Annotated in this window: 22 protein-coding genes; 14 read left to right on the forward strand and 8 right to left on the reverse strand. The window is 56.7% G+C overall.

Features of this window, described 5'->3' with window-relative positions; genetic code table 11:
• The first annotated feature begins 18 nt into the window (after positions 1-18).
• From HRR99_RS15480 to HRR99_RS15495, 4 genes are all read left to right on the forward strand, one after another.
• Complete coding sequence (locus HRR99_RS15480) at positions 19-702, forward strand: DUF624 domain-containing protein (RefSeq protein WP_422387360.1); 684 nt, start codon at positions 19-21, stop codon at positions 700-702.
• A 43-nt stretch (positions 703-745) separates the two neighbouring features.
• Entirely contained in the window at positions 746-2,026 is a 1,281-nt protein-coding gene (locus tag HRR99_RS15485; RefSeq protein WP_233123614.1) for an ABC transporter substrate-binding protein, read from the forward strand.
• A gap of 64 nt (positions 2,027-2,090) precedes the next feature.
• A complete protein-coding gene (locus HRR99_RS15490; RefSeq protein WP_233123615.1) occupies positions 2,091-3,956 on the forward strand; it encodes a DUF2264 domain-containing protein in 1,866 nt (621 codons plus the stop codon).
• A 5-nt stretch (positions 3,957-3,961) separates the two neighbouring features.
• Entirely contained in the window at positions 3,962-5,590 is a 1,629-nt protein-coding gene (locus HRR99_RS15495) for an acyltransferase (RefSeq protein ID WP_233123616.1), read from the forward strand.
• Here HRR99_RS15495 and HRR99_RS15500 read toward each other — a convergent pair.
• Positions 5,577-7,151 carry an LTA synthase family protein gene (locus tag HRR99_RS15500; protein WP_233124933.1) on the reverse strand — a complete coding sequence of 525 codons (1,575 nt, stop codon included), beginning with the start codon at positions 7,149-7,151 and terminating at the stop codon, positions 5,577-5,579. The genes HRR99_RS15495 and HRR99_RS15500 overlap by 14 nt on opposite strands.
• A 116-nt stretch (positions 7,152-7,267) precedes the next feature.
• Between HRR99_RS15500 and HRR99_RS15505 the strand changes: the two genes are divergently transcribed.
• On the forward strand, positions 7,268-8,185 hold the full coding sequence (locus tag HRR99_RS15505; RefSeq protein ID WP_277877908.1) for a lysylphosphatidylglycerol synthase transmembrane domain-containing protein: 918 nt from the start codon (positions 7,268-7,270) through the stop codon (positions 8,183-8,185).
• A gap of 52 nt (positions 8,186-8,237) precedes the next feature.
• Here HRR99_RS15505 and HRR99_RS15510 read toward each other — a convergent pair whose 3' ends face one another.
• Together HRR99_RS15510 and ribA are read right to left on the reverse strand one after the other, a co-directional pair.
• The gene (locus tag HRR99_RS15510; protein ID WP_233123618.1) at positions 8,238-9,002 is read right to left on the reverse strand and encodes a CDP-alcohol phosphatidyltransferase family protein; all 765 of its coding nucleotides are present in this window, start codon (positions 9,000-9,002) and stop codon (positions 8,238-8,240) included.
• A 21-nt stretch (positions 9,003-9,023) separates the two neighbouring features.
• Positions 9,024-10,130 carry a GTP cyclohydrolase II RibA gene (gene ribA, locus HRR99_RS15515; protein WP_233123619.1) on the reverse strand — a complete coding sequence of 369 codons (1,107 nt, stop codon included), beginning with the start codon at positions 10,128-10,130 and terminating at the stop codon, positions 9,024-9,026.
• Positions 10,131-10,496: 366 nt separating this feature from the next.
• On the opposite strand from ribA, the gene HRR99_RS15520 reads away from it, so the two are divergent.
• Genes HRR99_RS15520 through HRR99_RS15535 form a run of 4 tightly spaced genes read left to right on the forward strand, consistent with a single transcriptional unit; the run spans position 10,497 to position 13,534 of the window.
• The gene (locus HRR99_RS15520; protein WP_233123620.1) at positions 10,497-11,285 is read left to right on the forward strand and encodes a zinc-dependent alcohol dehydrogenase; all 789 of its coding nucleotides are present in this window, start codon (positions 10,497-10,499) and stop codon (positions 11,283-11,285) included.
• 13 nt (positions 11,286-11,298) lie between these two features.
• The gene (locus tag HRR99_RS15525; RefSeq protein ID WP_233123621.1) at positions 11,299-11,697 is read left to right on the forward strand and encodes a 6-pyruvoyl trahydropterin synthase family protein; all 399 of its coding nucleotides are present in this window, start codon (positions 11,299-11,301) and stop codon (positions 11,695-11,697) included.
• Positions 11,694-12,740, forward strand: a complete 1,047-nt coding sequence (locus tag HRR99_RS15530; RefSeq protein ID WP_233123622.1) for a glycosyltransferase family 4 protein — start codon at positions 11,694-11,696, stop codon at positions 12,738-12,740. The genes HRR99_RS15525 and HRR99_RS15530 overlap by 4 nt, the downstream gene beginning before the upstream one ends.
• Positions 12,737-13,534, forward strand: coding sequence for a class I SAM-dependent methyltransferase (locus HRR99_RS15535; protein ID WP_233123623.1), 798 nt, complete (start codon positions 12,737-12,739; stop codon positions 13,532-13,534). Before HRR99_RS15530 ends, HRR99_RS15535 begins: the two co-directional genes overlap by 4 nt.
• Here the strand turns inward: HRR99_RS15535 and HRR99_RS15540 are convergent.
• The 3 genes from HRR99_RS15540 to HRR99_RS15550 all read right to left on the reverse strand — a co-directional run bounded on the left by HRR99_RS15540 (position 13,463) and on the right by HRR99_RS15550 (position 15,297).
• Positions 13,463-14,296 (reverse strand): RibD family protein, encoded by an 834-nt coding sequence (locus HRR99_RS15540; RefSeq protein WP_233123624.1) that lies wholly within the window; start codon positions 14,294-14,296, stop codon positions 13,463-13,465. The two genes, HRR99_RS15535 and HRR99_RS15540, sit on opposite strands and share 72 nt — an antisense overlap.
• Positions 14,297-14,308: 12 nt before the next feature.
• Positions 14,309-14,842, reverse strand: a complete 534-nt coding sequence (locus HRR99_RS15545) for a cytochrome b (RefSeq protein ID WP_112500207.1) — start codon at positions 14,840-14,842, stop codon at positions 14,309-14,311.
• A gap of 182 nt (positions 14,843-15,024) precedes the next feature.
• The gene (locus HRR99_RS15550; protein ID WP_112500206.1) at positions 15,025-15,297 is read right to left on the reverse strand and encodes a PepSY domain-containing protein; all 273 of its coding nucleotides are present in this window, start codon (positions 15,295-15,297) and stop codon (positions 15,025-15,027) included.
• 142 nt (positions 15,298-15,439) lie between these two features.
• On the opposite strand from HRR99_RS15550, the gene HRR99_RS15555 reads away from it, so the two are divergent.
• From HRR99_RS15555 to HRR99_RS15565, 3 genes are read left to right on the forward strand one after another with little or no spacing between them, the layout of a single operon-like run.
• Complete coding sequence (locus tag HRR99_RS15555; protein ID WP_112500205.1) at positions 15,440-15,751, forward strand: PepSY domain-containing protein; 312 nt, start codon at positions 15,440-15,442, stop codon at positions 15,749-15,751.
• A 6-nt stretch (positions 15,752-15,757) separates the two neighbouring features.
• Positions 15,758-16,417 (forward strand): response regulator transcription factor, encoded by a 660-nt coding sequence (locus tag HRR99_RS15560; RefSeq protein WP_112500204.1) that lies wholly within the window; start codon positions 15,758-15,760, stop codon positions 16,415-16,417.
• Entirely contained in the window at positions 16,414-17,775 is a 1,362-nt protein-coding gene (locus HRR99_RS15565) for a sensor histidine kinase (RefSeq protein ID WP_233123625.1), read from the forward strand. The genes HRR99_RS15560 and HRR99_RS15565 overlap by 4 nt, the downstream gene beginning before the upstream one ends.
• A gap of 49 nt (positions 17,776-17,824) precedes the next feature.
• On the opposite strand, the gene HRR99_RS15570 is transcribed toward HRR99_RS15565, so the two are convergent.
• Both HRR99_RS15570 and HRR99_RS15575 read right to left on the reverse strand, forming a co-directional pair.
• Positions 17,825-19,396 carry a SulP family inorganic anion transporter gene (locus tag HRR99_RS15570; RefSeq protein ID WP_112500202.1) on the reverse strand — a complete coding sequence of 524 codons (1,572 nt, stop codon included), beginning with the start codon at positions 19,394-19,396 and terminating at the stop codon, positions 17,825-17,827.
• A 5-nt stretch (positions 19,397-19,401) separates the two neighbouring features.
• Positions 19,402-20,106 carry a carbonic anhydrase gene (locus HRR99_RS15575; RefSeq protein ID WP_111839295.1) on the reverse strand — a complete coding sequence of 235 codons (705 nt, stop codon included), beginning with the start codon at positions 20,104-20,106 and terminating at the stop codon, positions 19,402-19,404.
• A 530-nt stretch (positions 20,107-20,636) separates the two neighbouring features.
• Here HRR99_RS15575 and HRR99_RS15580 point away from each other — a divergent pair.
• Both HRR99_RS15580 and HRR99_RS15585 read left to right on the forward strand, forming a co-directional pair.
• A complete protein-coding gene (locus tag HRR99_RS15580) occupies positions 20,637-21,023 on the forward strand; it encodes a DUF6180 family protein (protein ID WP_233123626.1) in 387 nt (128 codons plus the stop codon).
• Between the two features lie 8 nt (positions 21,024-21,031).
• Complete coding sequence (locus HRR99_RS15585; RefSeq protein WP_422387333.1) at positions 21,032-21,508, forward strand: heme-degrading domain-containing protein; 477 nt, start codon at positions 21,032-21,034, stop codon at positions 21,506-21,508.
• Positions 21,509-21,559: the final 51 nt, after the last annotated feature.

Below are 21,559 nucleotides of genomic sequence, written 5' to 3' on the forward strand. Positions count from 1 at the left end.
CCCGCTGGGAGGCGCATGATGCAATGGCTTGAAGGACTTTGGACAAGGGAGGGAGCCGGGATCGAAAAGGATGCCCCGCGCGCCACCGGCCTTGCCCTGTTCTTCGATATCCTGAAACGCGAATGGTGGGAGTTGGTGAAGCTCAACCTGTTGTTCCTGATTGCCAGCTTGCCAGTGGTGACAATCCCTGCCGCGACATTCGCCATGGCGCGGGTGTCCCGCTCCATCGTCTCGGATGAAAACACCTATCTGCTGCGCGACTTTCTAGAGGCGTTTCAGCGCTATGCGGTGCGTGGCACGGTTCTGATGCTGACCAGTGCAGCGCTAATGGCCGCCAGCACCTATGCCGTTATCACCTACGCAAAAGCGGTGCCGGATGGGCTGATCTATAGCCTGCCGTTGGCGATCAGCGTCGTGATGACGCTGTTTGTCAGTCTCGTCTCCGCCTATGCCATCGTGCTGACGGTGACGCGCGATCTACCGCTTATCAGCTTGTTTCGGCAATCGGCATTAATGGCGCTGGTGAAGCCGCTTCCGATGCTGGCAGCACTGGCTTTCGTCGCAGCGCTGTGGCTTGCGCATATCCTGTTTTATCCGGTGTCGGTGTTCATGCCTGCCACCATTAATTTTTCGCTGGGCATCTTCGCTATCTGCTTTGCAGCAAGGCATATCGAGGTCTTTGACCTCAAAGGGACGCGCTGACCGACACTATCAATAAACCACACAGTCCGGGAGGAAACCGACTATGGAATTCAACACGACACGACGTGCATTCGCACTGGCCACCGCAGGCATCGGCTTTGCCATTGGTATGGGAGGGGCGGCATTTGCGCAGAGCGATGCGCCGGTGACGCTCAAATGGGCGCTGTGGGATCTCGACAAGGGCGCCTACTTCAAGCCGCTGATGGATGCTTATAAAGCCAAGCATCCCAATGTCAGTTTCGAGCCTGTCGATCTGGGTTCGCAGGACTACACGCAGATGATTTCAACGCAACTGACGGGCGGTTCGAAAGACATCGATATCGTTACCATCAAGGATGTGCCTGGCTATGCCAACCTCGTGCGTGCTGGCAACATCACCGATCTCAGCAGCTATATGAAAGACCAGAAGATCGACCCGGCGGGTTATGGCGGGCTGATCGAGGAACTGAGCGTGGATGGCAAGATTTTTGCTTTGCCGTTCCGCTCGGATTTCTGGATCGTCTATTACAACAAGGACGTCTTCGACAAGGCGGGCGTCCCCTATCCAACCAATGACATGACATGGGCGCAGTTCGATGAAATCGCCACCAAGCTCAAGGGCGGCATGGGCCAGAACCGCGTCTATGGCGCGCTGCTGCACACATGGCGCTCCACGGTCCAACTACCCGGCATTCAGGACGGCAAGCAGACGCTGGTCGATGGCAAATACGAGTTTCTAAAGCCATGGTATGAGCGGGCGCTTGCCCTGCAAAAGAGCGGCGCAATCCCGTCCTATGCATCGCTGAAAACCTCCAACACTCATTATTCCGCGCTGTTCTTCAACGGCACCATCGGGATGATGCCGATGGGAACGTGGTTCATGGGCACGCAGATCGCCAAAGTGAAATCTGGCGAATCCAAGAGCGCCAATTGGGGTATCGTCAAGTTTCCGCACCCCGATGGCGTCGAAGCGGGTACGACGGCAGCGCAGATTTCCGGCCTGTCGGTCAATTCCAATTCCGCACACAAGGAAGCGGCGCTTGATTTCATCAAGTTCGTGACCGGGCCGGAGGGTGCGGCCATCGTCGCCTCGACCGGCACCTTCCCGGCGTTGCGATCGGACACGGTTGCGCAGACGATTGCCGCACTTCCCGGCTTTCCGCAGGACCAGAACAGCAAGGATGCGCTGAAAGCTGGCAAGGCCTATCTGGAAATGGCCGTCAACCCGAATGCTGCCCGCATCGAGGTGGTTCTGAACCGCGTCCACGATGCGCTGATGACCGACAACATCTCCATCGATGACGGCATCAAGGACATGGACGACGGTGTCAAAGCCATTAAGTAAGCATCAGGCGGTCGCAGGTCTCTTGCGACCGCCGTTTTTATGATCTGTTTTTGGATAACATGCCGTGCATCACGATAACGCCAAGGCTAACCCGCTTTTCAACAATCCACTTTTGACGAGAGACGATCTCGCAAAGGCTGTGATGGATCTGTTCAACCCGCTTTTACCGTATTTTTCCGAAGGTGGGGCGCGGGTCCGGCTGAGTGCCACGGGCGCGATCTTCGATTATCCGGCAGCGGAACTGGAAGGCTTTGCGCGCCCGCTTTGGGGAATCGTACCGTTGTCAGCGGGCGGATATGACTTCCCGTATTGGGAACTGTACCGGCGCGGTCTGGCGAACGGCACCAACCCGGATCATGCCGAATATTGGGGCGATGTTTCAGACCGCAACCAGCGGCTTGTGGAGCTGGCCGCGATCGGTTTTGCGCTGGCCATGGTGCCTGAGCACATCTGGGAGCCCTTGAGGGATGCGGACAAAGAAGTCGTTGCCGCCTATCTGCTGGCAGCGCGCGAACGGGAATTCGTCGATAATAACTGGAAGTTCTTCCGCGTTCTGATCGATCTCGGTCTGGAGCGCGTGGGCGTTGCTTTCGACAAAACCAAGACGCACGCCTATCTCGATGAACTCGAGGCCTTCGACATTGGCGATGGCTGGTACCGCGACGGACCGGTGCGGCGGGTCGATCACTACGTGCCCTTCGCCATGCATTTCTACGGGCTAATCTATACGGTGTTGGCCAAGGGCGATGATGCGCGCAAAACCCGGCTGCTCCAGCGCTCCAAACGCTTCGCCAGCGATATCCGCCACTGGTTTGGCCCGGATGGCGCTTCGCTCGCCTTCGGGCGCAGCCAGACCTATCGTTTCGCGGCGGGCGGTTTCTGGGGCGGGCTCGCCTTTGCAGATCTGGAAGCTCTGCCGTGGTCTCAGGTCAAAGGCTATTACATGCGTCACATCAGATGGTGGGCGAAGCTACCGATTTGTGACCGCGACGGCGTCTTGTCCATCGGTTACGGCTATCCCAACCTGTTGATGAGCGAGAGTTACAACTCGCCCTGCTCGCCCTATTGGGCGCTGAAGTTCTTCCTGCCTTTGGCACTGCCGGGCGACCATCCGTTCTGGGTTGCGGAAGAAGCAGAGCCAGAAACATTTGCCGAGCCGGTGCCCTTGCCGAAACCCGGCATGGTCGCTTTCCACACGCCCGGCAATGTCGTGGTTCTCTCCTCGGGCCAGCAGCATGACAAAATGCGCGGCGCGCAGGAGAAATATTCAAAATTCGTCTATTCGACGCGCTACGCCTTCAACATCGAGGCAGACGACCGGCATTTTGCAGCGGCCAGTTTCGACGGAATGCTGGGGCTATCGGATGACGGCGTGCATTTTCGCACGCGTGAGACGATGGAGGAGGCTTTGATTGCCGGGGAATGCCTCTACTCGCGCTGGCGGCCATGGGCGGATGTCGATATCGAGACGTGGCTCGTGCCGCGCAACCCTTGGCACATAAGGCTGCATCGCATCCGCACCCCACGTCCTCTGCAAATATCCGAAGGTGGATTTGCCATCGAACGAGCCGATTTTAATCGTGACCGGACGGAAGAGGGCGAAGGCGGTGCTGTCTGTTACGGGCAGGCCGATACAAGCGCCATCTTCGATCTATCGACTGGCACCCGGCGGGTCGGTCTATGCCACCAAGCCATCGCCAACACCAATCTCATACATGCCAGAACGCTTGTTCCGCAGTTACGAGGCACGATCGCGACAGGCGAGACGCATCTTATCACGGCCTGCATGGCTCTCCCCGCCGACACGGCAGCGGAAGCGGCATTGGCCGAATTGCCGGTTACTGCTGATCTGTCTGCGTTGGAAGAGACGTTCAGGCGCGATGGACGGCGGGTTGCGGCCTTTGCTCTGAACGAAAATCGCGAAGGCTGACGCAGATGAATTCCCAACGGTCGGATCGGCTGAATATCGTTACCTGGGAACGGACACAGGAAGATATCGACAGCCCTGACCATCAGGCCCGTCTAGAAAGTTTGAAGCACTGCGCCAATGCTCAATTCGGGCCAGGCGTTTACATCGCCGACAAAGCTGAGGTGTATACGGACAGGTTGATAATGGGTGCGCAGTCGTGGATTGCCGGTCATGCAATCGTGCGCGGTGACATTGAACTCGGCGACAACGTATCGATCAACCCTTATGCCTGTATTTCAGGGAAGGTGAAGATCGGTAACGGCGTGCGTATCGCATCTCATGTCAGCATCGTCGGCTTCAATCACGGCTTCGATGATATCGAGACCCCTATCTACCGCCAGCCGCTGACCTCGCTCGGCATAGAGATTGGCGACGATGTCTGGATGGGTGCCAATGCGGTTGTTTTGGACGGCGTGAAGATAGGACGCGGAGCGATCATTGCAGCGGGCGCGGTGGTGGCAAAGGACATTCCAGCCATGGCCATCGCAGGTGGCGTTCCCGCCCGGGTTTTGAGATATCGCGGCGAGCAGACGCACGCGACAAAACTGCCGGAAACCGAGCGTCTATTGCGGGAAATCGGAGTAGAGATAGCGGGCGACTGGCGCACCGTCATTCGCTCACATGAAAAGGGCGGCGTCTATCGTTCACCCGATGCATCCGGCAATGACGTCGAAAGCGTGAGGCATCTGTGCGACGCAATCGAGATCGCGGCAGCATTCGGAGAGGAAGCTACGGCCTTCGACGCCAGAAAAACCGTAGCTGACTTTCAGGCGATGCAGGATAGCAAAACGGGGCTGTTTTTCGACGCCAACCACAGCCATTCCTCGCCGCCGGAACAAGACCAGAATGTTCTCTACAATATTCTGGCGGTCGGATATGCGCTGGAATGTTTCGAGGCTGCGCCCAAGCACCCTATCGCGTTCGTGGAGAATATGACTGCCGACGACCTTATTCGCCTTCTGGACAATCTGCCATGGCAAAGCCGCGCTTGGCACTGTGGTGCCACGGTCGACGCCGTCGCCACGGCGCACCATTTCAACAGGCGATATTTCACATCCAGCGACAACCTTGCCGTTCTCTTCGGATGGCTGGCGCTAAATGTCGATAAAACGACAGGGCTGTGGGGTGAGCCAACGACCACGCAGGGTCTGCTGCAACCGGTCAACGGCTTCTACCGGCTGACCCGAGGTTCCTACGCCCAATTCGGTCTGCCCGTTCCCTATCCGCAGGCGGCAATCGATTCCGTTATTGCAAACTACCGCGCATATGGAGCGTTTCAGGGCAAGGATTACAACGCCTGCAACCTGCTCGACACGATCCATCCTCTTCTTCTCTGCCTGAAACAGACCAATCACAGACAAGAGGAGGCAAAAAATATTGCCCGCGAAACTGTGAGACGGATCAGGGAGCGTTGGCAAAAAGGCAGGGGATTTGCTTTTGCGGAAGGACACTCTCCTGGGTTACAGGGCACAGAAATGTGGATGTCAGTCCTTTGGCTGGCCGCGAAGCTGCTGGGCGAAGACCAATTTCTGCCATTCAAACCGATGGGCGTTCATCGCGTTGAAATCGTCGGCGCGAACCCTACCGCCCGCTGAGTGCATCGATTAACAGTTCACGCAGTTCGTTCATCGGCCACTCGCGCGTCGCGTTCATGGGTGTCATACTCGCGGTAAAGCCTTCTCTTTGAAATCGGTTGAGGAGCTGCATATCGTCCGTGACGATGTGCACCGGTACGGCTCTTGATGCGGCTGGGCCAGTGATGATGGATGCGGGCTGGTGATCCCCGAGAATAATATAGACAGTGCCACGCCCCTGTCGCGCCATGAAGTCGCCCAGCGTGGCGAGCGAGTAATCGATGGTCTGGATATACTGGCTGCGCACGCGGTCTGGATCGGCCCAGACGACAGCAGGAGGATCGCCGCTGGTTGCTTGGTCGTTGAAAACCGATCCATCGCCAATCTGATCCCAGTCGATAAGCTTTGACACTGGCGTCCAAGGCGCGTGGCTTGAGATAAGTGCGATTTCCGCCATCACGTTTTGTTCACGGGCGTGGGCAGGTTTTACCGCAAGGCGATCAAAGGCGGACATTGTGTACTGGTCCGGCATCGTGACCCAGTTGAAGGGCTTGCCGCGATATTCGAGACCCGACGCTGGAAGTATCTGATCATAGCCGAAATAGTCAGACTCCGGCCAATCCATGGTAATGGCTGGCATGACAGCGACGCTATGCCAGCCAGCTTGAGAGAACAGTCGGTTCAAGCTCGGTTGCTGGCTGATCATCAAGCGGTCGTACCGCGCCTGACTATCGACCCAAAGGCCTGATAGCAATGTGCCGTGCGCCAGCCAGCTTAGCCCACCAACGGTGGGAGAGGTGATCCAGCCGCTTGCCGCATGGAGTCCTGCCGCTTCGATCTGTTTATCGATTGCGGACAACCTAGGGAGCGTCACGCCTGAGTATCGCGGGTCGTCGACTGCTGATCGCCCGTAGGATTCCACGAAGATCAGGACGACATCCTTGCCCTTCACCGCCTGAAAGAGGTCCTTTCCATGGCGAGGGCCAAGTCCGCTTGCGAGCTGCTGCTCGAAAACCTGCATATCCGCGGCAGAACGAACGATAAGAGCAAGTCTTGCCGAAAGATAAGTTGGCGTTTCAAACTCGACCTGCGGCTTGCCGAGAAGAAGGGCCAATCCGCCGATGACAAGGATGGCTGCGAAAGCGCCGAGCAGCATCTGCCGTAAGCGTCCTCGCGCCTGCGCCATCCACCGCAGCGACATGAGAAAGACTGCCGCTACTGCCACGATGAGGATTATTCCGCCTGCCAGTGCGGCCACGGCGGCGGGCGTGCCCAATGTGCGTGATATGAGGTTCCAGCCGTCACTCAGCATCTTGATGTCGAGATATGGATTGAACTGCCGCTGGAATGCGCTCTGCACGCCGATATCGGAAAGCTTCAGGAAGAGAACGAGAAAGACAACAGCGCCGGAAAAAAGGATAACGACACGCCTCAACCATCCCCGCAATATCAGTGCCAGAATCGCGATGAGAGGCCATTCCAGCGGTAGGCGCGCAAAGGCCCCGTAGCCCAGTGCGTCGGGATGATCAGGCAGGGTGAAGGCAAGGAAAGCAGCGACAGAGAAAAGGAGTGCTCCGACCATCGCTTTCAAGTTAATGTGTTCTCCACCTGTCCCGAATTTTCCCATCAAACCAAACTGCTCCTGTTTATCGCACGTAAAATCTGATGGAAGCCGACATACTGTAAAGGCCGCAACGCTTGAACATACTGCGAATATTCGTGTCCGTCATGATGTTGGCAATCCTTGCCATGATTGTGGTTCGCACCGAGCTGACCGCGCTTCAGCAATCCCTCGCGCGCGTTTCGTGGGCGGCCATCATTTCTTGTATCGCGCTGGTACAGGTGCAGATCATCCTTTCCGCCCTGCGATGGCGCTTCACCTCGCAGCGTCTAGGGCAGGACATCGCGCCGCTGAAAGCGATCCGTGAATATTACGTCGCGAGCCTTCTCAACCAGACGCTTCCGGGAGGAATGAGCGGTGATGCCGTGCGCGCGTGGAGAATGCGGGGTGATGAACCGGGCGGATGGAAGCAGCCTGCCAAAGCCGTTCTCTTTGAGCGACTTTCCGGGCAGATTGCGCTCTTCGTTCTGGCGTTGGTGGGGCTTGCCATATGGCCCATCGTCACCGGTGCCAATTTCGGCCAACATACGCGGCATTACCTTGTTTTCGGCGCAACAGTGATTGCGGCGGCTGTGATTGTGCTGCTTTTGAAGAAGCGACGTGGTGAGGCCAGAAGCGCTCTGCGCGAGAGCCTTCTGGATGTTTTCGTCAGGCGCAAGGCCTGGCTTTTTCACACCGTCACGAGCATCGGCATTCTCTCTGCTTACATCGGCGTATTCTTCATTGCGGCACAGGCAGCTGATTCCGGGCTGCCGTGGATCGCGTGTTTTACGATCATTCCGTTCTGTCTCGTGGCGATGCTGATCCCGACCGGATTTGGCGGCTGGGGTACTCGTGAAGCTGCGGCCATGGTACTCTGGCCCATGCTGGGGGCGGCGTCGGTCGATGGACTTGCTGCAAGCATTACGTATGGAGGGCTCTCGCTTGCCGGTGCAGCACCCGGAGCCATCTTCCTCGCCACAGCGGTATTGCGAAAGCGGCCAAGCCACGCCTGAGGCAGGCATCACGAGTGCGCGATCTGTCAAGACAGCAAGTCGGCTGCGACGGTCACGCTGCCATCCGCTTGCGTAGCAGATAAACGATGTCGATGGCAAATGAGATCACCAGCATTGCAAGAGCGGCGGCGGCGAGATAGGCCGAAACCGGCGCCGTGACAGCCGGAACCAGAACAAAACACAGTATTGCCCCCTGCACGACGCAAACGAATTTGCGCCGCAGCGAAGGTGGAAGATCACCAGAGAGAAACGGAGCCACCCAGCCTGCTGCCACAAAGAGGTATCGCATCAAGCCGATCATAAGAACCCACGCGCCAGCCTTATCGAGCATGGCGGCTGCTGCCGAGAGGATCAGGATGAGGAACGCATCCACCTCCATATCGAAACGAGCGCCTAACTCGGATTCCTGACGGTATCGGCGGGCAAGATACCCATCGATACCATCCAACGCCAGCGCGACGACCACGACACCGACCAATATCCAGAGAACCGTATCCGCCGTGTGCAGGCTTTCAAAACACAGCACCATCGCGCCTGTGAGGCTTACGAGCGAGGCCCGAAAGGCGGTCACGATATTGGCGTAGCCGAACCTGCGGTGTGGATATTTCGGGAGAAGATACACCACGAAGCCGAAGATGACCGACAGGGAAATCACGGCAGAGGCGACGAAATCCCAACCCAAGGACATTTCTGTGCGAACGAGCAGCGCAACAATGATCGTGCCCAGCATCAGACAGGCGAGATGTGCCAGCGTGTTTTGAAAAAGGGGCCTTCGGTCCCTGAGACTATTGGGCGTACCGCCATCGATCAGTGTCATTCATTCACCCGCCCACATATGTCACTCAGCCGCAACAAGTGCCTTCAAATCCATGAGATGCCCGGCACGAAGGGTCTTTGTGCGAAGATAGTTCTCGTTTTCCGCCGTCACCGTTCCCGTCACCGGAGCACGCGCATCCACTTCGATACCCCCTGCCCTGATCGCACTGATCTTTGTCGGATTGTTGGTGTAAATGGCGACCTTTGAAATATTCAAATGCTGCAGCATTGCGATGGCCGCCTCGTAGTGTCGGTGGTCCGCTTCTAGACCGAGTTCAGCGTCTGCATCGATCGTATCTAGGCCAAGATGCTGATATCCATAGGCACGCATTTTCGCGCCGATACCCGTGCCGCGTCCCTCCTGATCGAGATAAAGGAGAACACCACCGCCCGCTTGTTTCAGCAGCACCAGTCCATTGCGAAGCTGATCGCCGCAATCGCATTTCAGCGAACCGCAAAGATCGCCGGTGATGCAGGAAGAGTGGATGCGGATAGGCACGGTGCGCGATACGTCCGGTTTGCCGACGACAATGGCAATCTGGTCCTTTTGCGCAAGTCCACCCCGGAAAACGACGAATTCGGAGTCCCCCAAATCCTTGAGGGGAACGCGCGTGCGGACGACCTTCTCGAAGCGCTGACGTGCAACATCTGTGCCCTTCAAGCGATCTGCGGATAATTCGCAGCACCCATCAAAGCTGCCGTGCGAGCTCGAGACGTCGGCAATCACCATGGCTGGGAGAAGAAGCGCGATGCGCGCCAGTTCTGCGGTTTGCGATGCGAGCGCGTCAGCCTCCATCCACCTTTCAGGCCTTTCAGCACCGAGCACGTAGGATAGTGTGGAGGCCTGCTCAAAATTCACGCCGGAGAGTGGCGTCACGATATCTCCGTTGCCGACGATGCCGAGCCGCGTGGCGCGGGGAGCCGTTAGCAACAATGAGTGCCGGTTCTCAGTCGCCATGGCAAACTGGTCATAGAGCGAGGGCGCGACAGCATCCAGCGCCAAAACGGCAAGCTTTCTCTCATTGGAAGACAGAAGAACCGGGCGACCATAACGAAGCTCCGAAACGGCGCGTTCGACTTCAATTTCAGGCGTGGTGAATTGAAAAGGTGACTGGCTAATAGGCGACATATGGCATGCTCTCCCTAGACGTTTTTATTTTTTACGGAGAAGATCGTTCTTGGATTTCTCGGGGGGCAGAAATTTATTTCGGCATTGTGCACGGAACAAAACGCGCCTCTCAGCGATACGCTCCATTGAATAAGCATTTGTGGGATCACGCTTTTGGCATCTTCTATCGGCACCGCAGCGCAGAATCGGCAACGAACAAGTCGCGCGCTATGGATTGCGCGCGCAAATCATTGCGAGATAAGAGACGATAGCCTCAGACAGCTTGATGACAACGAGGTAATCGTCCGCAGTCTCTACAGCGGTATCAGTCGCGGAACGGAATCCCTCGTCTTCAACGGCGCGGTCCCATCAAGTGAATTTGCGCGGATGCGCGGCCCTCATATGGAAGGCGATTTTTCGTTTCCTGTGAAGTACGGCTATTCCTCCGTTGGGGTCATCGAGGTCGGGCCAGCGGAGTTGATCGGCAAAAACGTCTTTTGCCTTCATCCCCATCAGGATAACTTCATCACGACGAAAGACATGGTTTCCGTGCTGCCGGAAAATCTTCCGTCAGGCCGCGCCGTGCTGGCGGCCAATATGGAAACTGCGCTCAATATCGTCTGGGATGCTCTCATCCAACCCGGCGACCGTGTCGCGGTGTTTGGCGGTGGTGTTGTCGGGACTTTGATTGCCAATCTGATCGGACGGATTGCGGGGACAGAGAGCGTTCTCGTTGACAGCAACCCCGAGCGCCGCGCGCACGTGCAAGCGATGGGCATCAGCTTCGCAGAGGCGGGTAAGCTAGATGGCGAATTCGACGTGCTCATCAATGCGTCAGCGTCCGGCGCCGCCCTCGCAGATGCCATTCAGCATGGGGGCATCGAAGCGCGGATTGTCGAAGCAAGCTGGTACGGCGACAAACCGGTTACCATATCGCTAGGCGGTGCGTTTCATTCCAAGCGGCTTTCTCTCATCAGTTCGCAGGTAGGGTCCATTCCTGCGACGCGCAAGGCACGCTGGAGTTTTGCGCGGCGAATGGCGAAGGCTCTTGATCTGCTACACGACGACCGCCTCGACAACCTCATTTCCGGCGAGACGGCCTTTGCTGATCTGGCAGAGGACTATCCACGTATTTTGTCATCACAAGACACGCTTTGCCATCGCATCCACTACTAACGAAAGAGAGACCATGTTCGCAGTCGAAGTCAGAGACCACATCATGATTGCCCATAGCCTTCCACGCCCGGTTTTCGGCCCGGCACAGGGAATGCACGGCGCAACCTTCGTCGTGGATGCGGCCTTCTTCACCAAAGACGTCGATGAGGACGGACTGGCCGTTGACATAGGCGCAGCCACCACTGTCCTCTCGGAGGTTTTAAAGCCTTTGAACTATAAGAATCTGGATGAACTCAGCATCTTCACAGGCAAGATCAGCACGACGGAAGTCATCGCGAAACATGTCTTCGATGAGCTTGCTTCTGCGGTTGCCGCAAAGCGCCTCGGTCCCGGAAGCCACCGAATTTGCCGTCTGAAAATAACGCTGCATGAGTCTCACGCGGCACGCGGCTGGTATGAGGCTGATCTTTGAAAAAGCGCCTCACGTTTGCATACCCCGGAAATCTTGAGCTCAAGACAGGAGGATATGGCTACGACCGGGAAATCATAAAGGGTTTGCGTGATCTCGGTTGGGACATAGACCTTCTCGCGCTTGGGGACGGATTTCCTTCACCTTCCGCGCAAACGCTGCAGGAAGCTGGAGATCGCCTTTCAGCACTTGAGGACAGTAAACTGGTGATGGTCGACGGCCTAGCTTTCGGCATTATGGATGATTGGGCGAAACAGGAGTCCGAGCGCCTCAGGATCATAGCCCTCGTTCACCATCCGCTAGTACTTGAGACTGGATTGAGCGAAGAGCAACAGGTGCGCTTACACGTCAGCGAAACAGCAGCGCTGGCTGCAACGCGCCATGTCGTGGTGACATCTACGATGACGGCGGGCGAGTTGGCTAGGAAATTCAATGTGTCGCCTGATAAAATCACGGTGGCAGTTCCAGGCACAATTAAGCCGCCTGTTGAGAATAAGCAGCGGAACGAGACCCCGCAAATCCTTTCAGTTGGATCCCTTACCAAGCGCAAAGGATATGACATCCTGATTGCAGCGCTTGAACAAGTCGCCGATCTTCCATGGCAAGCAACGATCATTGGGAGTCCGCATCTGGACCCACCCACAGCCCATGCCCTGGCAGAGCAAATCAATACGCTGAAGCTTTCGGATCGCATCATTCTGGCTGGGGAGTCTGACGACCTCGTCCCCGCTTACGCAAACGCAGACATCTTCGCGCTTGCCAGCCGCTATGAGGGTTATGGCATGGTCTTTGCTGAAGCCCTGTCGCATGGTCTGCCGATTGTAGCCTGCAAAGCGGGCGCGGTGCCGGATGTCGTGCCTGACGATGCGGGCTTTCTGGTGCCGGTGGACGACGTGGACGCGATGGCGGCCGCACTCAGGGCGCTGCTGAGCGATCCCCTGGAACGCAGACGTCGTGCAGAGGCTGCTGCGCGCGCTGGTGCGCTGTTGCCAAGCTGGGCTGACACATCGGAAATCATTTCGAACGCATTGAAAGAGTTTGCATGAGCGGCTTCGACAAGAACTGGCTGACACTTCGGGAAGCAGCGGACCGAGACGCCAGATCGAAAGTCCTGCTTGATACGGTCAACACGTATCTCGGTCCGCATCCGCTACCTCACATCATCATGGATATCGGATGCGGCACGGGATCGACTTATCGAACGCTGTCTCCTGCTTTGCCGGGGGCCGTATGGAAGCTGCTTGATTACGAGACAGCCCTTTTAGACGAGGCGAAGCGTCAAATCGGAGACAGTGAAAACATCGAGTTTCACTGTCAGGACCTAAACCAGTTGGACGAGACACTGTTTAACGGCGTCGCTCTGGTGACAGCATCGGCGCTCTTCGATCTCTGTTCGGAGGAGTTCTGTAACCGGTTCGTCGATCATCTCGCACGACGCAAGATCGGACTCTACGCCGCTATCAACTACGATGGCATCATGGAGTGGTCGCTCAAGCACCCGTTGGATAAGCAGATCGTGAAAGATTTCAATCGTCACCAGCAGTCCGATAAAGGTTTTGGTCCGGCGCTGGGCCCAGATGCCTCAGATCGTCTTACTGCTTTGTGCGAAGCGCGCGGCTTCATCGTGGAAACGGCAAAAAGCCCGTGGCGACTTGGGCCTGAGACAGCCGAATTGCAGAAAGAGTTTCTCTTAGGATTCCGCCAGCCTATTCAGGAAATCGGAAACATCAGCAGCGCAGACTTCAAAGAATGGCTCGACTTCCGCCTATCAAACATTGGCAAAAAGGGCAGCGTCTGCATCGTCGGCCATACGGATTTCCTTGCTCTCCCGGACGCTTGAATTCACCTCCGATTTCAAGCGGCAGTCGAACAGCACATCACTGCCGAGCGCATAAACGTCGGCGGTGGGACGGTGGGCATTGCAGAGCTTGGCAATCGGCGGCAAGGATATGCCGCACGGGCCAGATCCAATGATCAAGGGTGAAATGGCAACGTGGAGGCGGTCCACGAGATTTCCGTCGATGAAGCGGGCGATCGTTCTTGCTCCACCTTCCACCAAAATTCGCTTCAAGCCGCGCTGCGCGAGAGCGTCGAGAATATGAGAAGGGTCCAGCCCCACAGGTCCTCGCTTCAGCGTCACTACATCGCCACGGTGTGAAGTCTGCGGCGCGTCATGCCCTCGGATGACTATGACGGGCGCGCCGCCATCATGAAACAGACCCTCATTTCCTGTTAGTTCACCGCGACAATCGATGATGACACGGGTTGGGCTTGGGCCACTGACCTCACGCACAGACAGGCGTGGATTGTCGTTCTTGATCGTGCCGATCCCCACGATGACGGCATCGACCAGAGCGCGACAGCGATGGAGATGCGCAAGTCCATCGGGCCCGGATATGTCCCGCGCGTCTCCGCTCGGTGTAGCGATGCGGCCATCCAGGGACTGACCGACCTGTGCCAGAACAAAACCTCCTGTTGCCGAGGCGATAGGGCCGTAGAGCGTAAGGGCAGCATCCGCCTCTTTTCTCCTCACCACATCCTTGCCGTCACGAATGGAAAGAAGCCGTGCCCAGATTCTGTCAGTCATGTGAAGATTGCGCATCGACGTTCCTGTCTAGAGAATACGGTAGAGCGTGGTGTCCCGACGGATCAGATGATGGAAGATCACTGCCAGCATGTGTAACGCAAAAAGCCCCAAAACGATCCACGCGCTCCATTCATGGATGGCGGACAGTGTCGGAGCGATCTGCGGAGATTTACCGAGGGGACTCCAGACCGGCACCACCCCGAACCATTCCAACGGAAAGCCGTGAGCGTTGGTTGCCAGAAATCCCGACACCGGCATGACGATGAGAAAGACGTAGATCAAGCCATGGACCGTATGTGCGGCGATGCGTTCCAGCGCCGGACCTTGGATCGGAGGAGCGGGTGTGTACAACCGGGCACCGACCCGCAGTAACATGACCCAGAGCACGAGGAAGCCCAGGCTTTCATGGACGAGATAAAAATCGAGCTTCACCTCTTCCTTTACAAAGCCGATCATCAACCCCATCGGCCATGTCAGGAAAACGAGCAGTGCGACGATCCAGTGCAGAACGCGTGAGAACCGGCTGTATTTCGCCACTTGATAGGTTTGATCGTGGGCCATGCTCTTCCTCCTCCGATACGAAGATACTCTCTGAAGAGCAATGAGCAACCAGTCGGTTCAAATCTCCAACATGCTTTGAACATAATCGGTTTTGTTGGCTTCGTGCGTGTTGATTGGAAGGTATGGCAACAGAGGGTTTGGACAAGGGATTCTTTCCCTTGTCCACTGAGCCTCCACAAGGCTCAATCTGCGTCGATATGAACCTGTTCGCCCGTCTGTGGATGAAATGATATTTCGACTTCCCGTCCGTCCTTGTTGCGGGCCTCGACCTCATAGCATCCGTCATCGATATCGATCTCTCGCACGTCGATATCGAGAGGTGCAATTTTTGCCCTCAGGTCGGCTTCGCTCATCCAATCGGCGATCGGCACATTTCCACAACGACGGTCGTCATCTGCGTGCGCCGTGGTTGCAAAAGCAGTGAGTGCGATAGCGGTTGCTGCGAGAATTTTCATGGGATGTTCCTCTATTAGGGCTTCGCTGTGTTGATCCAGGCGTCTTGCTCATGGATTGATCGCACAGTACGAATGTCCCGCTGAGGAACCGCTGACACGGTCTGTCAGCGAAATTTCAGCCAGAGCCTGCTATAGACTGACAATGAACAGCGTCGTTTCCACATTTGCGTTTCTGATGATCGCTTTTGCCTTCGCACTACCTGCACATGCGGATGATAGCGAGTTGGACAGGCTACGTGATGCTGTTCAACGGGGGGAGGTCATGCCGCTTTCCGAACTTCAAGCCCATGTGCACCGCGTGGCTCCGGGTGAGATCGTCAAGGTCGAACTGGAAGAGGATGACGGCAAGTTCATCTACGAGTTCAAGGTCCTCCAGGCAAACGGCCGTCTGGTCGAGATTGAAATGGACGCGCGGGACGCCCGCGTCCTTGACGTAGATAATGACGACGATTGAGCCCGGATGCGTATTCTACTTATCGAAGACGACCCACTGATTACCCGAGACGTCAAACGTCATCTCGAAACCAACGGTTATGTGGTTGAGCACGAGAAAGATGGCGAGGCAGGCTGGTTTCGCGGCGACAGCGAGGAGTTTGCGGCGGCTGTACTTGATCTTGGCCTGCCCGAACTAGACGGCCTATCCGTGCTCAAGCGATGGCGCCAAAGCGAGAGGGAATTGCCCGTTCTTATTCTGACCGCTCGTGGCAGTTGGCAGGAGCGTGTCGAGGGAATTGATGCTGGTGCGGATGATTACCTCGCAAAACCCTTCCAAATGCCGGAGCTCCTTGCCCGTTTGCGTGCTATTATCCGGCGATCTCAGGGAAAGGCCGCGCCTATCCTTCGCGCCGGTCGCCTCGGCATTGATCCCCGCACAAAAGTCGCATCACTGAACGACGTGCCGGTCGAACTGACTCCGCTCGAATATCGGTGCCTGAATTATTTGATGGCGCACGGGGAACGCCACGTCTCGCAAATGGAACTGACGGAACAACTCTACGCGCAGGACTTCGAGCGCGAAAGCAATTCGGTTGAAGTCCTGATCGGGCGGTTACGCAAGAAATTTGGCAAGGACATCATTTCAACCCGGCGAGGCTACGGCTACCGGATCGGAGAAGCATGAACACATCGCACCGGAAGCGGCCTTTGTCCATCCGCAGTCGCTTCCTGATCGTCTCACTCATTACCGTTCCGTGTGCCCTGACCTTGGCTGGGGTGTTCATGGTCTCCGTGTTCTCCACCAATGTCGAGCACAGGCTGGACGCGGATTTGACGGGCCATATCAACAACATCGCCGCGACCCTGCAAGTATCGCAGCAAGGCCAACTGCAACGCCCGAACGGTTTCATCGACAAGCGATTTACCGATGCCTATAGCGGGCTTTATTGGCAAATCGGCGACGCCACGTCGAACAACAGGTTTCGTTCCCAGTCACTGTGGGACTTTACTCTGGATGTGCCAGTCGATTTGGCGTCGGATGGTGCGGTTCATCGCTTTGTGTTGGCAGGCCCGGAAGGAACGACGCTTGCAGCCCAGTTGCGCCAGATCATGGTACCGACAGTTAATGGTCTCACGACGCTCAACGTCACTGTTGCAGCAGACAAAAAGCCATTGGAAGACGCCGGGTACCAATTCGCAGCAGATCTCGCCCCCTATCTAGCCGGGCTTGCGATCTTCCTGATTGCTGCATCCTTCGTTCAGGTCATATTCGGCCTGAGGCCAATCTCATCGCTGACATCTGCGCTCAACACCATCCGCGAACGTCGGACAGGGAGATTGGACGACGTTCTGCCCATAGAGTTCCAGCCCGTCGAACAGGCCGTCAATCGCCTGCTCGATGCTCAGGCTCAATCGCTCGAAAAAGCGCGCCAGAGGGCTGGCGATCTGGCACATGGTTTGAAGACACCGCTGACAATACTCGGCAATGATGCACTCACCCTCAGGGAAAAGGGTGAAGTCGAGATGGCGGACGAGGTAGATGGGCTATTGGCTTACATGAAAGGCCATGTCGACGCAGAATTGACGCGCAGCCGGATCGCGACGAATGCTGGCATGCGCCAATCCGACGCCAATCTTCAGGAGATTACCGACCAGATCGTCCGCACCCTTCAGAGAACGCCGAAGGGCGACGCTTTGACCTGGCGGATCGATATCCCCACTTCGGTGGTCCTTCCGCTTGATCCCCACGATCTGCGAGAGCTGGTCGGGAATGTGATCGAGAATGCGGTCAAGTGGGCCAGTTCGGAGATTGTCATTGCCTATGCCGACAACAGTCTTGGTATCAGCGACGATGGCCCCGGCGTCGATCTCGATAAGATCGGCTCCCTGACAGAGCGTGGTGTGCGGCTGGATGCGAAGGTGCCCGGAACCGGCTTCGGCCTGTCCATCGTCAGAGAAATTTGCGACGTCTATGGGCTTGCTCTGTCCATCGACAACCGCAGAACGTCAGGGCTGCACGTTCGTATCGGGTTCGGTACGTAGTTGCCGGAAGGGCAAGGCCGTGCCCTGCCCTTCCGCTTTACAAATTCGCTCAGGCAACCTCTGCGTAGAAACGCTTGAACTGAGGAGCAACGCTTGAATGACGTTCCGATCCGCCGACCGTCACTTCGATCTTTCTTCCGCTGCGCTTTTCTCTTTTCAGCCATTCACTGATGGTTTCAGCGCAGGTGTGATCGAGATACTGGAGGTCCTGGGCCTTGAGTTCCACCTTGTGACCCGGCGGAACACTCTCGAAGGCCGACAGGATCGACGGCACATTCGTGCATGTTGCCGCACCTGCCAGATTGAGCACCACGGCATCCTCGCTGTCCTGACGGTCGATGCGAAAACGGCGGCGTAGATGCGGAATGATCTGCGCGAGAGACAGAGCAAGCCCCACGGTGACACCCACCAGCAGATCCTGCACCACGACCATGGTGACCGTTACAGTCCAGATCGCAACAGGCATCCAGCCGTAATGGCCAAAAAGCGTCCGCACATGCTGCAGGCTGACGAGACGCCAACCGGTTACGAGCAGAACGGCCGCAAGTGCCGTCAGGGGAACGATTGCCAGCAATTGCGGCGCCAGCGCTATCAGGCACAGGATCCATGTGCCGTGCATGATTGTCGAAAGCCGCGTCTTGGCACCCGCCTGCACGTTTGCAGAAGAGCGCACGATGACGCCGGTGATTGGCAGACCGCCCAGCATGCCGCACAGACCATTACCGATGCCCTGAGCAAACAGTTCCTTGTTGAAGCGTGCGGGTCGCCCGTCATGCATTCGATCCACCGCGGCCGCGGACAGAAGCGTCTCCGCACTTGCAATGACCGCAATCACGATAGCGGCAATCAGAAGGCCGGGCTCCTGCAATCGTGCAAACTCTTCCACGCCCGGTATTGTCACCGCATCGAAGAGAGACGCCGGAAGCTCGACACGACGGATCGACAGATCAAGCATTGCGGCAAGAAGGGTGGCGACAAACACCCCGATCAATGCGCCGGGCACAAGCTTCATGGAATGCGGACGCAGTTTTTCCCATCCAAGCATGAATGCAAGTGTGACCAGTCCTATCAGCAACGCGCTGAGGTGGCTGGTCATGCCGTCCTGCCAGAGATGCCCGACAGTCTCATCGATAGCCACCACGTTTTCTATCGCGCCAGCGGCAGGCTTGGCATCCATGAGCACGTGGATCTGACCGAGGATGATCAGAATGCCGATACCCGCCAGCATGCCGTGGACAACGGCAGGCGAAATGGCACGAAACCAGGACCCGATCCGCAGAAAGCCCGCCAGGATTTGCAGAATACCGGCAAGCACCAGCACGGGACCCAGAGCGGCAATGCCGTATTGGTCGACAAAGCCGAACACAATGACGGCAAGTCCGGCAGCGGGTCCGGAGACCTGGAGGGGAGACCCGGCAAGGGTACCGACCACGATGCCGCCGATGATGCCGGATATCAGACCCATGGCAACAGGCACGCCGGACGCTATCGCAATGCCAAGGCACAAGGGAACTGCGACGAGGAAGACAACGATCGATGCCGCAAAATCCGCAATCGTCGTTGCAAACGGTTTGGTGAGCGGGCGACTTTCGTCGCTCTCAGTCCACGCTTTGTTGCTCATTGTTCTCACCCCGCCATTGCAAGGTTTGCGGGTTCGGGAACGACATGAGGCTCCGCACGACCACTGACGGCAACGGGAATCGGCTCGCTATCGGCGACATCCCGGAAGCGCGAGCTCTGGCCGTCATAGGCCAGCACGCTGCCGCAATCGATGTCGAAAAACCAGCCATGCAGTGTCATTTCATTGCGCGCGAGGCTTGCGGCGACCGATGGGTGCGTCTGAAGGTGCGCGAGCTGGATGACGACATTTTCCATGGCAACCGCACGCACGCGCTGCTCCTCATCGATATCAGGGGGATAGGCCTGGCAGACGATGGAGTGGGCGGCGTGTCCGTGGCGAAGCCAAGCGGCCACATTTGGCATGCTGCCAAGGCGCTCCGGGTGGCAGAGCCCCTTCATCGCGCCGCAATCGGAATGTCCGCAGACGATGATGTCACGAACGTTCAAGGCAACGACCGCATATTCAATCGCCGATGAAACCCCGCCATTGGCTGTCTGGAAAGGTGGCACGATATTTCCGGCATTGCGGCACACAAAAAGATCACCTGCATTGGCCTGGGTGATCGTTTCCGGCATGACCCGGCTGTCTGCGCAGGAAATGATCAGCGCCTGCGGTTGCTGGCCCTCTTTCGCCAGACGGCGGTAGAGCGATGCCTGATGCGGAAAAACGTCATCCCGAAAGCTGCTGAGACCCCTAAGCAAATCGTCCATTGCTTGTATCCTTCCTCTGTTCAGACGAGGCCCTGTGACGGCCCCCGCCTCACTGAAGCGATTATTCGCACCGCACAAACTAGGGAGGGGAAAATGACAAGTAGCTGACGATAAGAACCCGAAGAAATTTCGAGCTGACTTAAAACGACCAAAAGATTCAATAACATACAATCCTAAAATAAATTTCTTTTCATAGCTTTGGATGAATTTCCTGGTTAATCTTGTCAGAGGACGTATGAGATTTCACCCCCTACCATTTGCAGAGGCTGCGCGTGTGCAACGCACACGAAAGCCAACGAACTGGGGCCGTTGAAACGAAACATCGTTGCTATAGCCGTTTAATTGTCCTTCGCCCCCACTAAGCTAATAACCAAAAAGTGCCCGCTGACACCGCTTGCGCAAACCGGTCTCACGCTCAATAAAAGACTGTAAAGATACCGGTTCAACGAAACACTCTGACCTCACTCATGACAGGCTTGTTCAGCGATGATAACTCTCCGTATTAGGCACATCGTGCAGGAGGAATCTCGATGAAAGACGCTTTACTCGTACTGACTATTTCCACGGTGACTATTTTGGGAGCAAGCGTGCCGGTCCTTGCACGAAGCAACGACTTCAACCTCACGTATTACGTGGAGCGGACGCCGGAAGCTGCACTGGACATTAAAACCTGCGGCGCGGCTGTGGAAAATGCAGCCGCCAAGGCAGGCTACGAGGCAAATGTCCAAAACTTTCCGGGACAGCTCGTCCTTGTTAGCGGAGGAAAGGAAGGTCAAGGTGTCTTCACCGTTCAATGTATTGAAGTCGAGAAAATGACCGTGAGTGTGGTTCAGGGGATCGATTACCGCAATCAGAAAGCCGCTCTTGGACAATTCGCTGATGACGTTCAAGCCGCCATCATCGCAGCAAAGAAGTAAATTGGAACATGACTGTGACCCAAGCGACCCCGACCATCGACAGCGTGATTGCCGAAGAAGCATTGCTTCATATCCCGACGTTCCATTATGACTTCGCCTGGACGCTTGGGAGCATGATCCGACAAAAAGCGGCAGAGAAACAGTACCCCGTCGCAATCGAAGTCAGGCACGGAAACGACGTCGTGTTCGCCACGCTTCTGCCAGGGGCGACGATCGACAACTTTGGCTGGACCAAACGCAAATGCGCGGTCGTCCATCGCTTTCATCGCAGCTCCCTCAGGGTCAGGCTGGAAGCCGCCTCTAGGGGCTACGATTTCAACGCGAAGTTCGGGTTGCCGATCACGGAGTACGTCGCCAGTGGCGGTGGGTTTCCATTGATCCTGACGGGAGGCACGCTTGTGGGTTCGGTGGCTGTGAGCGGACTTCCGGACGTCCAGGATCACACGCTCATTACTGAAACTCTCAAGGAAATGCTGGGCCTTTGAGGACCTCAGCCTTTTGGTCGATATTCGCCCTCAATCTCATTCATCCGCGTC

It is taken from the genome of Agrobacterium vaccinii (assembly GCF_021310995.1).
Lineage (GTDB): Bacteria > Pseudomonadota > Alphaproteobacteria > Rhizobiales > Rhizobiaceae > Agrobacterium > Agrobacterium vaccinii.